Genomic DNA, 18,070 nt, shown 5'->3' with positions numbered 1-18,070 from the left:
CGAATGGCTCGTCACCCATATGTCCTGGCTCTTCGACGCCGTCAAAGCGGTCGTCGAGGGCATGTACGACGGTGCCAACGCGGTGCTCACCGCACCCGAGCCGCTGCTCCTCGCGGGCATTTTCGCGCTGTTCGCCTGGTGGCTGCGCGGTTTGGTAGCGGGTGTCCTAGCCTTCGCCGGATTCGCGTTGATCGACTCGATGGACCTGTGGGAACGGGCGATGTCGACCCTGTCCCTGGTGATCGTCGCCACCGTCATCGCCCTGGTCATATCCGTGCCCCTCGGCATCTGGGCGGCCCGTTCGAAGACCGTCAGCGCCACCGTGCGCCCGGTGCTCGACCTGTTGCAGACGATGCCGTCGATGGTCCTGCTGATCCCGGCGATCCTCTTCTTCGGCATGGGCGTACCGGCCGGTGTCATCGCCACCCTGATCTTCGCGCTGGCGCCCGGTGTCCGGATGACCGAGCTGGGTATCCGGCAGGTCGACGCGGAACTCGTGGAGGCCGCCGACGCCTTCGGTACGACACCCCGTAACACCCTGGTACGGGTCCAACTGCCGCTCGCGCTGCCGACGATCATGGCCGGCGTCAACCAGGTCATCATGCTGGGCCTGTCGATGGTCGTCATCGCCGGCATGGTCGGCACCGGCGGCCTCGGCGGCGCCGTCAACGAGGCCATCGGCCAGCTCGACATCGGTCTCGGCTTCGAGGCGGGCCTCGGCATCGTCGTCCTCGCCATCTACCTGGACCGGATGACCGGCGCGCTCGGCAGCCAGATCTCCCCGCTGGGCCGCCGCGCCGCCGCCAAGGCGCGTGCCGCCGGGGGTCTGAAGATCTGGAACCACCGCCCCCGTCCCGCCGTCGCCGTCGTCGGTGTGATCGTCCTGGCGCTCGTCGCCGGTGGCATGGGCATCTTCGGCTCCAGCCCCTCGGCGACCAGCGAGGCGGCCACGAACGTCGGCAAGGGCAAGCAGATCAAGATCGGTTACATCCCATGGGACGAGGGCATCGCGTCCACGTACCTCTGGAAGGAACTCCTCGAACAGCGCGGCTTCAAGGTCGAGACCACCCAGTACACGGCCGGGCCGCTCTACACCGGTCTCGCCCAGGGGCAGATCGACTTCGAGACGGACTCCTGGCTGCCGGTCACACACGCCGAGTACTGGCAGAAGTATGGCGACAAGCTTGACGACATGGGCTCCTGGTTCGGGCCGACCTCGCTGGAGATCGCCGTGCCCTCCTACGTCGACGGCATCGAGTCGATGGAGGACCTCAAGGGCAAGGCGGACACCTTCAAGGGCCGCATCGTCGGCATCGAGCCGAGCGCCGGCATGATGGGCCTGCTCAAGAGCAAGGTCCTGGGGGATTACGGCCTCGACAAGGAGTACAAGGTCGTGGACGGCTCCACGCCCGCGATGCTCGCCGAACTGAAGCGCGCGTACGCCAAGAAGGAGCCGATCGCGGTCACGCTCTGGTCGCCGCACTGGGCGTACAGCGAATTCGACCTGAAGAAGCTGAAGGACCCGAAGGTCTCCTGGGGCAAGGGCGACGGCGTCCACACGCTCTCGCGCAAGGGATTCGCCAAGGAGAACCCCGAGGTCGGGGCGTGGCTGAAGAACTTCAAGATGACCGAGAAGCAGCTCACCGGTCTGGAGGCGGAGATCCAGAAGGCCGGCAAGGGCAAGGAGCAGGACGCCGTCCGCACCTGGCTGAAGGCGAACCCGGGCCTGGTCGACACGTGGGCGCCGCTGCCCGGCGGTTCGAAGGCGGCGGGCAAGGGCCAGGGCGAGGCGGCCCGCCCGCTGAACGTGGCGTGGTTCCCCTGGGAGGAGGACATCGCCGTCACGTATCTGTGGAAGGCGGTCCTGGAGGAACGCGGCTACCGCATGAACCTGAAGCAGTTCGCGGTCGGCCCGATGTACACGGCACTGGCGGCGGGACAGCTGGACGTCCAGTTCGACGGCTGGCTGCCGTACACACAGAAGAAGTACTGGGACAAGTACGGCGACAAACTCAACGACCTCGGTACGTGGTACAGCCCGACCTCCCTTGAGGTCGCGGTGCCCTCGTATGTGAAGGGCGTGAAGTCGCTCGAAGATCTCAAGGGGCGCGGCGGTGAGTTCAACGGCAGGGTCATCGGGATCGAGCCCGGCACCGAGACCATGAACATCCTCAAGAACAAGGTCCTGCCCGGCTACGGCCTCGACAAGGAGTACAAGGTCGTCGACGGCTCCACGCCCGCGATGCTCGCCGAACTGAAGCGCGCGTACGCCAAGAAGGAGCCGATCGCGGTCATGCTCTGGACCCCGCACTGGGCCTACAACGAGTACGACCTGACCAGGCTGGCGGACGGCAAGGGCCTGTTCGGCAAGGGCGACACCATCCGTACCGTCGCCAGCGAGAAGTTCCCCGAGCAGTATCCGCAGCTCACCGAGTGGTTCAAGAAGTTCAAGCTGAGCGAGGCCGAACTCGCCGGTCTGGAGAACGAGATCCACCAGCGCGGCGCCGGCAAGGAGGAAGAGGCCGTCAGGGCCTGGCTGGACAAGCACCCGGACATGCCGGAACGCATGGCACCGACCGCCTGACCCGCACAGACCCGCAGGGGTGGCCCGCCGCACGGCGGGCCACCCCTCCGCGCTTTTCCCGGGCGCCACCCGGACCGGCCGGAGAGCTGCTGTACTGGCGACGGCTGTTTGCCGAACATGCGTAGGGTGCAGAACACGTGACAGGACCTGACGCGGACCCCACGGCGCGACAGCGGTACGGCGGCAGCGGCACGATGGCAGAGGAGGGAGCCGGAGCGATGGACGACAAAGAGACACCACGGGTGGGCGCGGCCGTGCGGCGGCGGCGCCGGGCCCTGGAACTCACCCTCGCCGTCGTCGCCGCGCGCAGCGGTCTGTCGGTGCCCTTCCTGAGCCAGGTCGAGAACGAGCGGGCGCGCCCGAGCAGGCGCTCCCTGGAGAAGGTCGCCGACGCCCTGGGCACCACGGCTGTCGAACTCCTCGCGGCCGGTGACCCGGCGGCCACGGTCGACGTCGTACGGGACGAGGACCAGGGCACCGCAGGGGACGCCCGCGCCCGTTCCCTGGTGCGCGGCCACCATCAGCTGCAGGCGATGGAGTTCACCGGAGACCACGACGCGGGTCGCGAATTCCAGCACCGCAACGACGAGTTGCTGTACGTGGCCGACGGCGCGGTGGAGATCGAGGCCGAGGGCAGGGCGTACCGGCTCGGGCGCGGTGACACCCTGTATCTCACCGGCGGGGTGCGGCACCGCTGGCGGGCCACGGTCCCGGACACCCGGGTCCTGATCGTCGCGGTCGCCGAGCACATCGACGCGGTGTCCGAGCGTCACCGTCCGTGAACGGCTACCGTGCGTGAACTGTCACCGCTCGTGAATCGTCACCTCGTGAACCGTCACCGTCCGTGAATCGGAGCGCCATGCCCTCGCCGGACCGTCCCCGTGTCGTCTCCCTCGTGCCCTCGCTGACCGAGGCGGTCGCCGTGACCCTGCCGGGCACCCTGGTCGGCGCGACCGACTGGTGCAGTCACCCCTCCGACCTCGACGTGACCCGGATCGGCGGCACCAAGAACCCCGATGTGCCGGGGATCCTCGCGCTCGCCCCGGACCTCGTGATCGCCAACGAGGAGGAGAACCGCGCGCCCGACCTGGACGCCCTGCGCGCGGCCGGGACCGAGGTGCTGGTCACCGAGATCCGCACGCTCCCGCAGGCGTTCCGCGAACTGGAACGGGTGCTGACGGCATGCGGCGCCGACACCCGCCCCGGCTGGCTCGACACCGCCGAGGACGCCTGGGCGCGGCTGCCGGAACCCGCCGGGCGCACCCGCGCGGTGATCCCCGTCTGGCGCCGCCCCTGGATGGTCGTCGGCCGGGACACCTTCACCGGTGACCTCCTGGCCCGGCTCGGCGTCGACAACCTCTACGCGGGCCACGCCGAGCGCTATCCGAAGATCCCGCTGGACGAACTGCGGGCGAGCGGCGCCGAGTTGGTGGTCCTGCCGGACGAGCCGTACCGGTTCACGGCCGAGGACGGTCCGGAGGCGTTCGAGGTGCCCGCCGCGCTCGTCAGTGGACGCCATCTCACCTGGTACGGGCCGTCGTTGACGCGGGCGCCCGATGTCATCCGCGCGGCGCTGCGACCTGCGCTGAGGGCGGCGGCGGAGCGCTGAGCAGCCGGCCGGCCGCCAGCCCCCGCACGGTCTGCACGGCCGCCACCGCCCAGGCCGCCACCAGCGCCGCGTACAGCGCGACCGCGAGCGCGTCGTAGAACGCCAGGCCGGTGTGCGCGCCCAGCGCCTCGGCCCCCGTGACACAGGTGCCGACCGGGAACGTGAACGCCCACCACGTCATCGCGAACCGCATACCGCGCCGCCGCGCCCGCAGCACCAGCGCCGCCGCGAGTGCCAGCCACAGCAGCGCGAATCCCATGACGGGTATCCCGTAGAGCACCGCGAAGACCGAGAACCCCTGCGCGTACGGGCCCGGGACCACGCCCGGCGCCGCGTCGGCGATCTTCTGCACGGCCGTCGTGGACTGCCCCAGCGGCCCCAGGACCAGGAACAGCGTGGGCGTCAGCGCGAGCGGCAGCGGACCCGCCGTCACCAGCCGGGCGAAGATCACCGGAAGCATCACCAGGGTCGCCAGCAGGCTCAGCCCGAACAGCGCGAAGCACGCGAGCAGCAGCGTCTCGCGGGGCTGCCCGGCCGGCAGATACGGCACCAGGAGCGGGCCCAGGGCCGCCGACACCATCGGCGCCACCACCGGGAGCAGCCACACCGGGGTCGCCTGTCCCGGTTCGATCCGGTGCCGCGCCACCATCAGATACGGGATCGCCACCGCCGCCGCCAGACCGATCGCCGTCCCCGCGCCGAACAGCACCATGTCCAGGGCGACCGCGGCCCGCTCCCCGATCCAGTCCCGGCCCACCACCAGGGAGCCGCCGCCGACCGCGAGGAGCGCCATCGCCAGACAGCCGTAGAAGGGCGCCATCGCCGGGTCGAGGAGATGCGCGCGGGCCTGGTCGCGGTGGTGCGCCCAGTGCAGGGCGCGGGCGGTCAGCAGTGCCAGGAGCATCAGCAGGGACAGCGCCCACACCCCGGTGAGTACGGTCCGCAGCCCCGGCACGCTCACCGGCAGGCCCGCCCCTGCGGTGGCGACGATCGCGGTGCCCATGACGGAGGCGTACCAGTTGGGGCCGAGATACCGGACACCGGTGCGCAGCCGGAACAGCGGGCCGGGGGTGACGGCGAGGGCGCGGGGGTGGGCGACGGTGACCATGGACTCCACGGTCCCGCGCGAACGGGACCCGCACCAGGGAGCATGCCGCTATGAGGGCATAACCTGACCTTATGACCGGCCGCCCCGACCCATCACCCGACCCATCACCCGACCCGTCGCCCGCCACGTCACCCGAGCCTGCCCGCGGCACGTCACCTGCCAAGCCACCCGTCCCGGCCTCCGCACCCGCACTCGCACCCGACCGCCCCCCGCTCGCCCATCGCGTGCCCGATCTCGGTGCCCTGGAGCTGCTGCTCGCGGTCGCGCGGCTCGGGAGTCTGGGGCGGGCGGCGCGGGAGCTGGGGATCACCCAACCGGCGGCCAGCGGCCGGATCCGGTCCATGGAGCGGCAGCTCGGCCTGGCCCTGGTCGACCGGTCGCCGCGCGGCTCCCGGCTCACGGACGCGGGCGCCCTGGTCACGGACTGGGCGCGCCGCGTGGTCGAGGCCGCCGAGGTGTTCGACGCGGGCGCCCAGGCGCTGCGGGCCGACCGGGAGTCCCGGCTCCGGGTCGCCGCGAGCATGACGATCGCGGAGTATCTGCTGCCCGGCTGGCTGATCGCCCTGCGCACCGGGCGGCCCGACACGGCCGTCTCGCTGCTCGCGGGCAACTCGGCCGCCGTCGCCGCCCGCGTCCTGTCCGGCGCGGCCGACCTCGGGTTCGTCGAGGGCCTGAGCCTGCCGCCGGGCCTGGACACCGTGGTCATCGCGCACGACCGGCTCGTCGTCGTCACCGCGCCCGGACACCCCTGGGCCCGCCGCGGCCGGATCCTGGACGGTACGGAACTGGCCCGCACCCCGCTGATCCTGCGCGAGGAGGGCTCCGGAACGCGGGAGGTCCTGGACACCGCGCTCGGCGGTCTTGCGCGGCCCCTGATCGAGCTGTCGTCGACCACGGCGGTGAAGTCGGCGGCCGTCGGGGGAGCGGGTCCCGCGGTCCTCAGCGAACTCGCCGTCGGCGAGGAACTGGCGGCCCGCCGACTGGTCAGGATCCCCCTGGAGGGCGTACGCCTCGCCCGGGACCTCAAAGCGGTCTGGCCCACCGGACACCGCCCCACCGGCCCGGCCCGCGACCTGCTGTCGCTGACCCGGCGACGGCCGGGCCCGACCGACCTGGCCTGACCCGCCGACCGGTGGGCCCGACCCGTTCCCGGCGGGCCCAAGGCGGTGCGTCCCGGGCGAAATTCGATTGGCGCGGACCCCGGGGACGAAGGACGATGCGTCCATGACCCCTTCCGCGCCACCGGCCACCGGCGTCCGCATCCCCTGGGAGGATCTCCCGGGCCGGGTCCGGGATGCCGTGGCGGACATCCTCGGTGACCCGGTCGCGACCTCGGTGACCCAGCGCGGCGGTTTCTCGCCGGGCGTCGCCGCGCGGGTGAGCACGGCATCGGGCAGGGCCGCGTTCGTGAAGGCGGTGAGCACGGAGTCCAACCCGATCAGCCCCACCATGCACCGCGCCGAGGCCCGGCACGCCGCGGCGCTCCCCGACGACATCGCGGCGCCCCGGCTGCTCGGTTCCTACGACGACGGCACCTGGGTCGCCCTCGTCTTCGAGGACGTCCCCGGACACCAGCCCCATGTCCCCTGGCGGGACGACGAGTTCGGGCGGGTCCTGGACGCCGTGCACGACCTGTCGGCCGCCCTGACCCCGTCCCCGGTCGACGCCCCGCCGGTCGCCGACCGGGTCGCGGACGACTTCCGGGGCTGGGCCGACCTCACCGGCGCCGACGACATCAGCGGACTCGACCCGTGGGTCGCCCGGCATCTCGGCCCGCTCGCGGAACTCAGCGCGCCGTGGCGCGAGGCGGTGGCCGGCACCACCCTCGCGCACGGCGATCTGCGCGCCGACAACATGCTGCTCACCCACGACCGGGTGGTCTTCGTCGACTGGCCGCACGCCTCGCTCGCCGCGCCCTGGTTCGACCTCCTGGTGATGCTGCCGTGCGTACGCGCCCAGGGCGGGCCCGAACCAGAGGCGACGTTCACCGGGCATCCGCTGGGCCGCGCCGCCGATCCCGACGCGGTCACCACGGCCCTCGCGGCGCTCGCCGGCTTCTTCGTGTCGCACGCCCGCAGGCCCGCCCCGCCGGGGCTGCCGACGGTACGGGCCTTCCAGCACGCCCAGGGCGTCGCCGCCCTGGACTGGCTCAGGACGCGGCTGGCGCGGCGGCCCGTACCAGGGCTCGCATCACTCTGAGGTCCTCGCCCATCTCCGGGTGCCACTGCACACCGAGCACCCAGTGCGCGCCCGGCAGTTCGACCGCCTCCACCGTGCCGTCGAGGGCGTGCGCCGACGCCACCAGACCGGAACCGAGCCGGTCCACGGCTTGGTGGTGATAGGTCGGTATGGCCGACTCCGCCGGTACCAGACCCCCGTACAGCGTGCCCGGGACCGGCGTCACCGGGTGGGTGCCGAAGACGCCGGTGTCCTTGATGTGCCCGTCGAGGTGCTGGACGAGGGTGCCGCCGAGGGCGACGTTCAGCAACTGCATGCCCCGGCAGATCCCCAGGAGCGGAGTCCCCGACGCCAACGCCGCGTCGATCAGGGCGAGTTCCCAGGCGTCACGGTCCCGCGCGGGCGGTCCGGTGCGGGGCTCGGTCGCGGCGCCGTAGCGCACCGGCTCGACATCGGGGCCGCCCGCGATCACCAGGCCGTCGAGCCGTGCCACCGTCGCGGCGGCGGCGTCCGGGTCGTCGGGCGGGAGCAGCGCGGCGAGCCCGCCCGCGGACTGCACGAGCCGTGGATAGCCGATCGGCAGCAGCGCGGCCTCCAGCTCCCACACCCCCCAGCGCGCGTTCTCCCGATACGTGCTGACTCCGATCAGCGGCCTGCTCACGCGGTTCTCCTCCACTCGGCCCTCCACACGGCCCTTCACCCGGCCCTCCCTCAGCGGTCGGTCACCGGTCGCGTGTCAACTCTGCCTCGGCAGCGGCCAGCGCCGCGAACTCTTCCTCCGGGGCGCGCGCCACCAGCCGCTTACGGCTGTACAGGCCGAAGTAGGCGACGGCGACCGCGTACACCCCGAGCGCGATGAACGCGGCCACCACATCCACCAGGAACGTCGCCACCAGCGCCGCACACGCGAGCACCAGCGCCACCGACGAGGTCAGCGCCCCGCCGGGCGTACGGTACGGCCGCGCGAGCCCCGGCTCACGGCGCCGCAGCACGATGTGCGACAGCGACATCAGGGCGTACGAGATGGTCGCGCCGAACACGGCGACGTTCAGCATCCGGGCGCCGTCGCCGGTCGCCGCGGCCAGCGCGAAGCCGATCGCGCCGGGGACCAGGAGCCCGAGCCAGGGTGCCTTGCGGCTGCTCGTCAGGGACAGGAAGCGGGGCAGATAGCCCGCCCGGGAGAGCGCGAAGAGCTGGCGCGAGCCCGCGTAGATGAGCGAGAAGAAGGACGCCACCAGGCCCGCGAGCCCCGCGTAGTTGACGATCCGGCTCAGCACGGTCGCCTCGCCGTCCGGCTGGAGCGCCTCGACCAGCGGATTGCCCGCCTCCTGGAGGGCGTCCGCGCCGCGCGCGCCCGCCGACGCGAGGAACGTGAGCAGCGCCAGGACCACCAGGATGCCCATGGACCAGCGGATCGCGCGGGGCAGTGTCCGCGCCGGATCCTTGGTCTCCTCGGCGGCCAGCGGCACCCCTTCGACGCCCAGGAAGAACCACATGCCGAACGGGAACGCCGCCCAGATCCCGAGCAGCCCCATCGGCAGCCACGAGTTGGCGCCGAACGCGTCCGGCTCCACGGCGATGTCGTTCAGCCGGGACGCGTCGAAGTCCATGAAGGCGCCCACGGCGAAGATGAGCAGCGCCGCCACCGCGATCCCGGTGACCACGAAGCTGAACCGCAGTGCCTCGCCGACACCCCAGAGGTGGATGCCGATGAAGATGACGAAGCACGCCAGATACACCGGCCAGTCCGAGGTGAGCCCGAACAGGCCGAGCGACTCGACGTAGTCACCGATGAAGATGGAGATCGCGGCGGGCGCCAGCACGTACTCGATGAGGATCGCGGTGCCGGTGAGGAAGCCGCCCCAGGGGCCGAGGGCGCGGCGGGCGAAGCCGTAGCCGCCGCCCGCCGTGGGCAGTACCGACGACAGTTCGGCGAGCGAGAACACCATGCACGTGTACATCACGCCCATCAGTGCCATCGCGATCGCCAGGCCGCCGAAACCGCCCTGCGCCAGGCCGAAGTTCCAGCCGGAGTAGTCGCCGGAGACGACATACGCGATGCCCAGGCCGGTCAGGAGCAGCCAGCCGGCGCTGCCGCGGCGCAGGGTTCTGCGGTCCAGATAGTCGTCCGCCGGTTCGGCGGAACGCTCTCGGGTGGAATCCAGAGACATGGCACGACTCCCCATGGGGCGGGCGGTGGACGCGGCTCAATGGAACGGAGCCATACCTTTGCGTCGCCGGACGGCAGAAAGCAAGACCTGTGCGTTACGTCGCCGTAAACCGCCGTTGTGTCGCGTCGTGCCGGGTCAGTCGTACCGGGCCACTCGTACCGGCTCACTCGCATCGCGGCTCAGGTCAGAAAACCCCGCAGCAGTGCCGCCGTCCCCGCGCAGTGCTCCCGCATCATTTCCCGCGCCCCGTCCGCGTCCCCGTCGAGCACCGCCTCGACCAGCGCGGTGTGCTGACGCTGCGAATGCTCCAGGTTCCTTACCAGGAGCGGGATGCAGTCGAGCAGGTCGTTGACCGTCGCCCGTACCGCCGCGTACTGCGCGGTCAGCGTCGGGGACCCGCTCAGCTCGGCCAGCGTGAGATGCAGCAGCGTGTCCAGGCGCCGGTACTCGGCGAGCGGCGCGTCGTGCGTACGGGACAGGGCATCGCGCAGCCGCGCGGCCTGTTCGTCGGTCAGGCCGTGCGTCGCGCACAGCCCCGCCGCGCCGACCTCCAGGACCTCCCGGAAGCGCAGCGCGTCCTCGACGTCGATCTGCCCGGTCCTGCGCCGCAGTTCCTCCTCGCCCGGCGTCTCGGTCCTCGGCAGTACGAACGTCCCTCCGTACCGCCCGCGCCGGGACTCCACCAGGCCCTGGTCCTGTAGCACCTTCAGGACCTCGCGCAGGGTGACCCGGCTGATGCCGAGCCGCTCGGCCAGTTCGCGCTCCGCCGGCAGCCGCTCCCCGCCCGGCACCAGGCCGAGCCGTACGACCTGGAGGATCTGTTCCAGCGCCTCCTCGAAACCGTTCCCGGCGCGCACCGGCCGGAGTATCGGCGTCAAGCGGTCCTCGGCATCCGGACGCATTCGCCCGCACCCCCTTCCCAAGCAAAGGTTCTCGGCAATACCTTATGTTGCCTCGGCTGACCGAAGGAGGCCCGTCCCGTGGCAGACCGCACACCCCCGCTCGGCGTCGAGGAGCTGCACGCCCTCGTCATGAGCGGTGAGATCGACACTGTCGTCCTGGCGTTCCCCGATATGCAAGGGCGACTCCAGGGCAAGCGGTTCGCCGCCCGCTTCTTCCTCGACGAAGTGCTGGAACACGGCACGGAGGGCTGCAACTACCTCCTCGCCGTCGACACCGAGATGAACACCGTCGACGGCTACGCGATGTCGTCCTGGGACCGCGGCTACGGCGACTTCGCCATGCACCCGGACCTCAGCACCCTGCGCCGCGTCCCCTGGAACGAGGGCACCGCGCTGCTCGTCGCGGACCTCGCCTGGAACGACGGCAGCCCCGTCGTCGCCGCCCCGCGCCAGATCCTGCGCCGCCAGCTCGACCGGCTCGCCGCCCTCGGCTGGACCGCGCAGGTCGGCACCGAGCTGGAGTTCATCGTCTTCAAGGACACCTACGAACAGGCGTGGGACACCGGCTACCGCGGCCTCACCCCGGTCAACCAGTACAACGTCGACTACTCCGTCCTGGGCACAGGCCGCGTCGAACCGCTGCTGCGCCGCATCCGCAACGAGATGGCGGCGGCGGGCCTGACCGTCGAGTCCGCCAAGGGCGAGTGCAACCCGGGCCAGCACGAGATCGTGTTCCGCTACGACGAGGCCCTGGTCACCTGCGACCAGCACGCGATCTACAAGACCGGTGCCAAGGAGATCGCCGCCCAGGAAGGTGTCTCACTGACCTTCATGGCGAAGTACAACGAGCGCGAGGGCAACTCCTGCCACATCCACCTCTCGCTCACCGACGCGGACGGCCGCAACGTGATGGCGGGCCACGGGCCGGACGGCATGTCCCGCGTGATGCGTCACTTCCTCGCCGGACAGCTCGCCGCGCTGCGCGACTTCTCCCTGCTGTACGCGCCGAACATCAACTCCTACAAGCGCTTCCAGCCCGGCTCGTTCGCGCCGACCGCCGTCGCCTGGGGCCACGACAACCGCACCTGCGCCCTGCGCGTCGTCGGCCACGGACCCGGCACCCGCTTCGAGAACCGGCTCCCCGGCGGCGACGTCAACCCGCACCTGGCCGTCGCGGGCCTCATCGCGGCCGGTCTGTACGGCGTCGAACAGAAACTGGAACTCCCCGACGCCTGCGCGGGCAACGCGTACGCCGCCGACTACGCGCAGGTCCCCACCACGCTGCGCGAGGCCGCCGACCTCTGGGCGAACAGCCCGGTGGCACGGGCCGCGTTCGGTGACGAGGTCGTCGAGCACTACCGCAACATGGCCCGCGTCGAACTCGACGCCTTCGACGCCGCGATCACCGACTGGGAACTCCGCCGCTCCTTCGAACGCATGTGAGGAACGTCTTGTCGAACCCGTACGACCTCCAGGTGCTCAACCCGGCCACCGAGGAGGTGATCGCGACCGTCGCCGGCGCCACGGCGGCCGATGTCGACGCGGCCGTGGTCCGCGCCACGGCGGCCCAGCGCACCTGGGCCGCCCTCGCCCCCGCCGACCGGGCCCGGCTGCTGCGCCGCTTCGCGGCCACCGTCGACCAGCACATCGAGGAACTGGCCCGTCTTGAGGTCCGCGAGGCCGGCCATCTCATCGGCAACGCCCGCTGGGAGGCCGGCAACGCCCGTGACCTCCTGGACTACGCGGCCGGGGGAGTGGAACGCCTGAACGGTCGTCAGATCCCGGTGCCCGGCGGCCTGGACATCACGATCCTCGAACCCCTCGGCGTGATCGGCGTCATCGCACCCTGGAACTTCCCGCTGCCCATCGCGGCCTGGGGCACCGCGCCCGCGCTCGCCGCCGGAAACGCCGTCCTCCTCAAGCCCGCCGAGACCACCCCGCTCACCGCCCTGCGGCTCGCCGAACTCGGCCTGGAATCAGGGCTTCCCGAGGGACTGTTCCAGGTGCTGCCCGGCACGGGCGACATCGCCGGCGAGGCCCTGGTCGAACACCCCGGCGTCGCCAAGATCGTGTTCACCGGCTCCACCCGCGTCGGCAAGCGGATCATGGCCAAGTGCGCCGACCGCGTGAAGCGCGTGACCCTCGAACTCGGCGGCAAGAGCCCGAACATCGTCTTCGCCGACGCCGACATCGAGGCCGCCGCCACCGCCGCGCCGATGTCCTTCCTCGACAACAGCGGCCAGGACTGCTGCGCCCGCACCCGCATCCTCGTCCAGGCATCGGTGTACGAGCGCTTCCTCGACCTTCTCGCCCCCGGGATCACCTCCGTCGTGGTCGGCGACCCGTCCGACGAGAAGACCCAGATGGGCCCGCTGATCTCCCGCGCCCAACTGGACCGGGTGCGCTCCTATCTCTCCGACGACCAGCCCGCCATCCGGGGCACCGCACCCGACGGCCCCGGCTTCTGGTGCGCCCCGACCGTCCTGACCGGCCTCGGCCCCGACGCGCCCGCCGCCCGCGAAGAGGTCTTCGGCCCGGTCGCCGTCGTCCTGCCCTTCACCGACGAGGACGACGCCGTACGCCTCGCCAACGCCACCGAGTACGGGCTCGCCGGCTCGATCTGGACCCGGGACGTGGGCCGCGCCCTACGGGTCTCCGGGGCCGTCACCGCCGGGAACCTCTCCGTCAACTCGCACTCCAGCGTGCGCTATTGGACCCCCTTCGGCGGTTATAAGCAGTCCGGGCTCGGCCGTGAACTCGGACCCGACGCCCTCACCGCCTTCACCGAAACCAAGAACGTCTTCATCAGCACGGAGGTCTGAACGACCATGACCGAGACCGAGAACATCTGCCGCCGCCTGGTGGGCCGCACCGCCGTCATCACCGGCGCGGGCAGCGGCATCGGCCTGGCCACCGCGCGCCGCCTCGCCGCCGAGGGCGCGCACGTCGTCTGCGGCGACATCGACGAGACGGCGGGCAAGGCCGCCGCCGACGAGGTCGGCGGAACCTTCGTGAAGGTCGACGTCACCTCAGCCGACCAGGTCGAGGCGCTGTTCAAGGCGGCGTACGACACCTACGGCTCGGTCGACATCGCCTTCAACAACGCCGGTATCTCACCGCCCGACGACGACTCCATCCTGGAGACCGGACTCGACGCCTGGAAGCGCGTCCAGGAGGTCAACCTCACCTCCGTGTACCTGTGCTGCAAGGCCGCCCTCCCCTATATGCGCCGCCAGGGCAAGGGCTCCATCATCAACACCGCCTCCTTCGTGGCCCGGATGGGCGCGGCGACCTCGCAGATCTCGTACACCGCGTCCAAGGGCGGCGTCCTCGCGATGTCGCGGGAACTCGGCGTCCAGTTCGCGCGCGAGGGCATCCGCGTCAACGCGCTGTGCCCCGGGCCGGTCAACACCCCTTTGTTGCGGGAACTGTTCGCGAAGGACCCTGAGCGGGCGGCTCGGCGGCTCGTGCACATTCCGGTGGGGCGGTTCGCCGAGGCCACGGAGATCGCTGCCGCGGTGGCCTTTTTGGCCAGTGACGATTCGTCCTTCGTGAACGCGACGGACTTTCTTGTGGACGGGGGGATCTCCGGCGCGTACGTCACTCCGCTGTAGGGCTTTGCCGGGAGGGGTGGTCGGTCGGGTGCGGGCCCGCTGTGGCTGGTCGCGCAGTTCCCCGCGCCCCTGACGGGGCGCGTCCCGCATCGCCTCCCGGCCGTGAACCCTTGACCCGTGTACGGTCCCGGCCCATGCGTAACGGAAAAGTCTTCGCGCTGGTCCTGGCCACGGCCGCCTCGCTGGCGGCCGTGGTTCTCCCGTCATCGGCCGCGGCCGTCGCACGTCACTGCCCCCGCCTGTCCACGGACCTCGCCTGGTACGGGGACAACCGTGACCGGCTCCAGCAGGTGATCGACGAACGGGGGAGCTGCTCCGGTGGCGGACGGAGCCGGCCGGTCGCCGCCTTCGACTGGGACAACACCGTCACCAAGAACGACGTCACCGACGCGACCCTCGGCTGGGCGCTGCGGCACGACAAGATCCTCCGCCCGAAGAGCTGGCGCGACTCCAGCCAGTGGCTCAGCGACGCGGCCGACCGGGCGCTCACCCGGGCCTGCGGCACCTCCGTGCCCGTCGGATCGCCGCTGCCCACCGCGACGAACACCCGCTGCGCCGACGAGATCTGGGAGCTGCGCGAGAACGGCCGCACCATGAGCGGCGCCGCCGGATTCGCGGGCGACTGGAACCACCGGCACACCGTGCCGCAGTACGCCTGGGTGCCGCAGCTCTTCACGGGCCGTACCGTGCGCGAGCTGACCGCGTACACCGAGAAGGCCCGTACCGAGGCGCTGGCCGCGCCCGTCGGGGCCACCCGGACCGTCGGCACCCACGAGATCCCCGGCTATGTCCGCTACTACGACCAGCAGCGCGACCTCATCCGCACGCTCCAGCGCGCCGGGTTCGACGTCTACATCGTGTCGGCCGGTTCGGAACCGGTGACCGAGGTGTGGTCCCGGGGTGTCGGCGTCGACGCGAACCACACCATCGCCATCCGCTCGGTCCTCGACCGCCGGGGCCGCATCACGCCCCGCAACGAGGGCTGCGGCGGGGTACCAGCGGGCCGGGGCGACGCCATCCCGTACATCGACGGGAAGCGGTGCTGGATCAACCAGGAGATCTTCGGGGTCCGCGGCGCCGCCGCCTGGGAGGCGCAGCCGTGGCACCAGCGCATCGCGCTCGGCGCCGGGGACGCCGACACGGACGTCACCTTTGTCGGCGACGCGACCGGCGCGCACCTCGTCCTCAACCGGAACAAGGCCGAGGTGATGTGCCGCGCGTACGACGACGAGGACGGCCGCTGGATCGTCAACCCGATGTTCATCGCACCGCTGCCCCGCAAGTCCGGCACCTATCCGTGCGCCACGACCGCGTACAACGAGCCCCGGGGCGGCGGCGGTCCGCTGCTGCGACGCGACGGCTCCACGGTGCCGGACCAGAGGGACACCGTGCACTGAGGTCGCGTACGGGTACGGGTGCCGTGTACCGGCGCTTGGGCGCACGTCCTAGAGTGCCGGGATGAGCATGACGCCTCCGCCCGGCTGGTACCCGGATCCGTCGGCACCGTCCGTACAGCGCTGGTGGGACGGGACCGGATGGACGGAACACCGTCAGCCACCTGCGGAGGCACCCATTCCGGCGCCGGTGCCCGTGCCCGTGCCGGGTGGTGACGGGTCCGGGCGGCGGGCCAGGCTGGTCGCGCTCACCCTCGCCGGAGTCGTCCTCGTGGCGTCGATCGTCACCGGCGTCGTGGTGCTCGGCGGCGGCGACGGCACCACCGACCCGAAGGCGAGGGACAGCACGTCGGGGGAGCCGTCGTCCTCCGGCGCGTCCCCGCACGAGAACACGCCCTCGCCGTCGGCGACTTCGGAACCCGCGGCCGACGACCCGGCGGTGGTCGTCGACGAACTCAACGGCATCACCCTGCCCCTGCTCGACGGCTGGGTCCGGCCGAAGTTCACCACCGACGACTCCATGGTGATGTCCACCGACGGCACCTACGACTGCCCCGGCGACAGCGGTGTCTGCCGCCACGGCGCGGTGATGTCCCGCACGGTCACCGCCAATGACGAGAAGTCCCCGCGCGTCCTCGCCCTGAAGGACATCGAGGACGCCGCCGACGACTGGTACGACCGCGACAGCATCGACCGCCGCCCGTTCAACGGCATCACCTCGCACCAGCGGGTGAAGGCGGGCCAGGTCGCGGTGGCCGGACGGACCGGCTACTACGTCCGCTGGCGCGTGAAGACCGAGCTGGGGCCCGGCGGTTACGTCCAGTCGCTCGCGTTTCCCTCAAGCGTGGGCACCGAGTCGATGGTCATCGTCCGGTACGTCTTCGACGCCGGATCCGACGGACCGCCGCTCGCCGACATGGACCGGATCACCAAGGGCATCCGGTCCGTGAACGACGCGGACACCGGCGGTGGCGTCGGCCAGAGCATGGAACCCCTGCCGACGCCGTAGCCCCGCCGGGGAGGCCGGGTCAGAGAAAGGTGTGTCCCTCGCCCCGGTACGTCGGCACGGTCGCCGTCACCCGGTCGCCCTCGATCAGCGCCAACTCGTCGAACCGCTCGCACAGTTCGCCGGCCTTCGCATGCCGGAACCACACCTTGTCGCCGATGAGCAGATCGTCCGCGGGCGACCCGATCAGCGGGGTCTGCACCTCACCGGCCCCCTCCTGCGGGTCGTAGCGCAGCCCTTCCGGCAGATACGGCACCGGCAGCCGGTCGGCACCCGCCGCCCCCGACGCCGGATAGCCGCCGCCGAGCACGGTCACCACACCCACGCCCGGCCTGCGGACCACCGGCTGAGCGAAGAGCGCGGCCGGACGCCCGCTGAACGACGTGTAGTTGTCGAACAGTCGCGGCACATACAGCCCCGAGCCCGCCGCGATCTCCGTGACCGCGTCCTCGGCCGCCGTGTGCTGCACACTGCCCGTACCGCCGCCGTTGACGAACTCCAGATCCGGCGCCACGGCCCGCACCGCCCGCACCACCTCCGCCCGCCGCACCGCCAGTTCCCGGCGCGCGGTGGCCTGCATCAGCCGGATCGCGCGCGACCGCAGCGGCCGACCGGCCACCGCGTCACCGACGCCGGCGACATGCCCCTCGTACGCCATGATGCCCACCAGCCGGAAGCCCGGCGTACGGGCCACCGAGCGGGCCAGGTCGGCGAGTTGGGCGGGGGAGCGCAGCGGGGAACGCAGCGCGCCGATCCGGACCCGGCCGCCGAACAGCCGTAGCGAGGTGTCGAGTTCCAGACAGACCCGCACCTCCTCACGCCCGCCGTCACGTGCCGCGTCGATGAACCGCAGATGCGCCGGGTCGTCGATCATCACGGTCACGGCCGCCGCGAGCTTCGGGTCGCCCGCGAGTTCCGCGTACGCGGCGCGGTCGGCCGACGGATAGGCGAGCAGGACGTCCTCGAAGCCGGACCTGGCCAGCCACAGCGACTCGGCCAGCGTGAACGACATGATCCCCGCGAAACCGTCCCGGGCCAGCGCCCGTTCCAACAGGGCGCGGCAGCGCACGGACTTGCTGGCGACCCGGATCGGCTTGCCGCCCGCCCGGTGGACGAGATCCGTGGCATTGGCGTCGAAGGCGTCCAGATCGACGATCGCGACGGGGGCGTCGAGATCGGCGGTGGCCCGGTCGTAGCGGGCCCGATCGGCGGCACGGACAGTCATGAACGCAGCCTGCCAGACGTGATTACCCCAGGGTAGGGGGACGTTCCGGGCAGATCACCCTGGCCTGCGGACTGGTTCCCGCACAGTGGGGCTCAGCCCGTAGAGTGACGCGCACGTGGGAACGGAACCGGCCTGTCGGAGCGGTCCCTCGCGGGCGCGCCACCTTCGCGTCCCGCGTGCGGACGCCCGGACGCGGGAAGCCTTCGACGTGGGGCCCGATCCGGCGCCCGGTACGGGTTCCGGGCAGGGCGCCCGGGGCCAGGAGTCCGGCCGGGTGGA

15 protein-coding genes are annotated in these 18,070 nt (G+C 71.6%); 10 read left to right on the top strand and 5 right to left on the bottom strand.

Annotation, left to right across the window (positions count from 1 at the left end):
- Positions 1 to 19 precede the first annotated feature (19 nt).
- From ACFVT5_RS34555 to ACFVT5_RS34545, 3 genes are all read left to right on the top strand, one after another.
- A complete protein-coding gene (locus tag ACFVT5_RS34555; protein ID WP_389896385.1) occupies positions 20 to 2,584 on the top strand; it encodes an ABC transporter permease/substrate binding protein in 2,565 nt (854 codons plus the stop codon).
- 194 nt (positions 2,585 to 2,778) lie between these two features.
- Positions 2,779 to 3,366, top strand: coding sequence for a helix-turn-helix domain-containing protein (locus ACFVT5_RS34550; RefSeq protein WP_389896383.1), 588 nt, complete (start codon positions 2,779 to 2,781; stop codon positions 3,364 to 3,366).
- A gap of 77 nt (positions 3,367 to 3,443) precedes the next feature.
- A complete protein-coding gene (locus tag ACFVT5_RS34545) occupies positions 3,444 to 4,193 on the top strand; it encodes a helical backbone metal receptor (RefSeq protein ID WP_389896380.1) in 750 nt (249 codons plus the stop codon).
- On the opposite strand, the gene ACFVT5_RS34540 is transcribed toward ACFVT5_RS34545, so the two are convergent.
- Positions 4,144 to 5,301 carry a TDT family transporter gene (locus ACFVT5_RS34540; RefSeq protein ID WP_389896278.1) on the bottom strand — a complete coding sequence of 386 codons (1,158 nt, stop codon included), beginning with the start codon at positions 5,299 to 5,301 and terminating at the stop codon, positions 4,144 to 4,146. The genes ACFVT5_RS34545 and ACFVT5_RS34540 overlap by 50 nt on opposite strands.
- Positions 5,302 to 5,525: 224 nt before the next feature.
- Between ACFVT5_RS34540 and ACFVT5_RS34535 the strand changes: the two genes are divergently transcribed.
- Positions 5,526 to 6,422 carry a LysR family transcriptional regulator gene (locus tag ACFVT5_RS34535; RefSeq protein WP_389896276.1) on the top strand — a complete coding sequence of 299 codons (897 nt, stop codon included), beginning with the start codon at positions 5,526 to 5,528 and terminating at the stop codon, positions 6,420 to 6,422.
- Between the two features lie 103 nt (positions 6,423 to 6,525).
- Positions 6,526 to 7,500: an aminoglycoside phosphotransferase family protein gene (locus tag ACFVT5_RS34530; RefSeq protein ID WP_389896274.1), complete on the top strand. Its 975-nt coding sequence runs from the start codon at positions 6,526 to 6,528 to the stop codon at positions 7,498 to 7,500.
- Here the strand turns inward: ACFVT5_RS34530 and ACFVT5_RS34525 are convergent.
- The 3 genes from ACFVT5_RS34525 to ACFVT5_RS34515 form a co-directional block, all read right to left on the bottom strand.
- On the bottom strand, positions 7,451 to 8,140 hold the full coding sequence (locus tag ACFVT5_RS34525) for a gamma-glutamyl-gamma-aminobutyrate hydrolase family protein (protein ID WP_389896271.1): 690 nt from the start codon (positions 8,138 to 8,140) through the stop codon (positions 7,451 to 7,453). The genes ACFVT5_RS34530 and ACFVT5_RS34525 overlap by 50 nt on opposite strands.
- A gap of 61 nt (positions 8,141 to 8,201) precedes the next feature.
- Positions 8,202 to 9,650, bottom strand: a complete 1,449-nt coding sequence (gene eat / locus ACFVT5_RS34520; RefSeq protein WP_389896268.1) for an ethanolamine permease — start codon at positions 9,648 to 9,650, stop codon at positions 8,202 to 8,204.
- Between the two features lie 179 nt (positions 9,651 to 9,829).
- Positions 9,830 to 10,552: a FadR/GntR family transcriptional regulator gene (locus ACFVT5_RS34515; RefSeq protein ID WP_389896265.1), complete on the bottom strand. Its 723-nt coding sequence runs from the start codon at positions 10,550 to 10,552 to the stop codon at positions 9,830 to 9,832.
- 78 nt (positions 10,553 to 10,630) lie between these two features.
- On the opposite strand from ACFVT5_RS34515, the gene ACFVT5_RS34510 reads away from it, so the two are divergent.
- The 5 genes from ACFVT5_RS34510 (at position 10,631) to ACFVT5_RS34490 (ending at position 16,569) form a co-directional block, all read left to right on the top strand.
- Complete coding sequence (locus ACFVT5_RS34510) at positions 10,631 to 11,995, top strand: glutamine synthetase family protein (RefSeq protein ID WP_389896263.1); 1,365 nt, start codon at positions 10,631 to 10,633, stop codon at positions 11,993 to 11,995.
- 8 nt (positions 11,996 to 12,003) lie between these two features.
- The gene (locus ACFVT5_RS34505) at positions 12,004 to 13,374 is read left to right on the top strand and encodes an aldehyde dehydrogenase family protein (RefSeq protein WP_389896260.1); all 1,371 of its coding nucleotides are present in this window, start codon (positions 12,004 to 12,006) and stop codon (positions 13,372 to 13,374) included.
- A 6-nt stretch (positions 13,375 to 13,380) separates the two neighbouring features.
- Positions 13,381 to 14,166 (top strand): 3-oxoacyl-ACP reductase, encoded by a 786-nt coding sequence (locus ACFVT5_RS34500; RefSeq protein ID WP_389896258.1) that lies wholly within the window; start codon positions 13,381 to 13,383, stop codon positions 14,164 to 14,166.
- 134 nt (positions 14,167 to 14,300) lie between these two features.
- A complete protein-coding gene (locus tag ACFVT5_RS34495) occupies positions 14,301 to 15,563 on the top strand; it encodes a haloacid dehalogenase-like hydrolase (RefSeq protein WP_389896256.1) in 1,263 nt (420 codons plus the stop codon).
- 67 nt (positions 15,564 to 15,630) lie between these two features.
- Positions 15,631 to 16,569: a DUF2510 domain-containing protein gene (locus ACFVT5_RS34490; RefSeq protein ID WP_389896378.1), complete on the top strand. Its 939-nt coding sequence runs from the start codon at positions 15,631 to 15,633 to the stop codon at positions 16,567 to 16,569.
- Positions 16,570 to 16,588: 19 nt separating this feature from the next.
- Here the strand turns inward: ACFVT5_RS34490 and ACFVT5_RS34485 are convergent, their stop codons facing one another.
- Complete coding sequence (locus tag ACFVT5_RS34485) at positions 16,589 to 17,791, bottom strand: amino acid deaminase/aldolase (protein ID WP_389896254.1); 1,203 nt, start codon at positions 17,789 to 17,791, stop codon at positions 16,589 to 16,591.
- Positions 17,792 to 18,070: the final 279 nt, after the last annotated feature.

Source organism: Streptomyces sp. NPDC058001 (assembly GCF_042886315.1).
Classification (GTDB): domain Bacteria; phylum Actinomycetota; class Actinomycetes; order Streptomycetales; family Streptomycetaceae; genus Streptomyces.
The sequence above is the reverse complement of the archived record's forward strand: the minus strand, read 5'-3'. Positions and strand labels throughout refer to the sequence as shown.

What these genes read in the sequence shown, in the direction of transcription:
- ACFVT5_RS34555 (WP_389896385.1), top strand. Translation starts at nt 20, where the DNA reads ATGTCCTGGCTCTTCGACGCCGTCAAAGCGGTCGTCGAGGGCATGTAC.
- ACFVT5_RS34550 (WP_389896383.1), top strand. Translation starts at nt 2,779, where the DNA reads ATGGCAGAGGAGGGAGCCGGAGCGATGGACGACAAAGAGACACCACGG.
- ACFVT5_RS34545 (WP_389896380.1), top strand. Translation starts at nt 3,444, where the DNA reads ATGCCCTCGCCGGACCGTCCCCGTGTCGTCTCCCTCGTGCCCTCGCTG.
- ACFVT5_RS34540 (WP_389896278.1), bottom strand. Translation starts at nt 5,301, where the DNA reads ATGGTCACCGTCGCCCACCCCCGCGCCCTCGCCGTCACCCCCGGCCCG.
- ACFVT5_RS34530 (WP_389896274.1), top strand. Translation starts at nt 6,526, where the DNA reads ATGACCCCTTCCGCGCCACCGGCCACCGGCGTCCGCATCCCCTGGGAG.
- eat (WP_389896268.1), bottom strand. Translation starts at nt 9,650, where the DNA reads ATGTCTCTGGATTCCACCCGAGAGCGTTCCGCCGAACCGGCGGACGAC.
- ACFVT5_RS34515 (WP_389896265.1), bottom strand. Translation starts at nt 10,552, where the DNA reads ATGCGTCCGGATGCCGAGGACCGCTTGACGCCGATACTCCGGCCGGTG.
- ACFVT5_RS34500 (WP_389896258.1), top strand. Translation starts at nt 13,381, where the DNA reads ATGACCGAGACCGAGAACATCTGCCGCCGCCTGGTGGGCCGCACCGCC.
- ACFVT5_RS34495 (WP_389896256.1), top strand. Translation starts at nt 14,301, where the DNA reads ATGCGTAACGGAAAAGTCTTCGCGCTGGTCCTGGCCACGGCCGCCTCG.
- ACFVT5_RS34490 (WP_389896378.1), top strand. Translation starts at nt 15,631, where the DNA reads ATGACGCCTCCGCCCGGCTGGTACCCGGATCCGTCGGCACCGTCCGTA.
- ACFVT5_RS34485 (WP_389896254.1), bottom strand. Translation starts at nt 17,791, where the DNA reads ATGACTGTCCGTGCCGCCGATCGGGCCCGCTACGACCGGGCCACCGCC.